Annotated in this window: 1 protein-coding gene; it reads right to left on the reverse strand. The window is 40.4% G+C overall.

Translation table 11 applies throughout. The features are described 5' to 3' along the window. The coding region (locus FD01_RS13475) for a DDE-type integrase/transposase/recombinase (RefSeq protein WP_156647324.1) at nucleotides 1-235 on the reverse strand (235 nt) is incomplete at both ends.

The raw sequence follows: 235 nt of genomic DNA on the forward strand, positions 1-235 counted from the left end.
GAAAGGATTCCATTGGCGCATTATCATACGGACAACCCTTACGGCTGTATGAGTGGTGGATATGTAATTCAGTTAAACGTTGATTGTAATCATCGCTGGTATACTGTGATCCTAAATCCGTATGAATAATCAGGTCCCCAGTAATGGTTCGATTTTTAACCGCGCTTTCAAGGGTCTTCAAGACTAAATCAGTATCCATCTTTTTTGAAAACGAATAGCCGATAATCCGTCGTGA

The sequence above is a fragment of the Lacticaseibacillus manihotivorans DSM 13343 = JCM 12514 genome, assembly GCF_001435035.1.
In the GTDB taxonomy this organism is placed as follows: domain Bacteria; phylum Bacillota; class Bacilli; order Lactobacillales; family Lactobacillaceae; genus Lacticaseibacillus; species Lacticaseibacillus manihotivorans.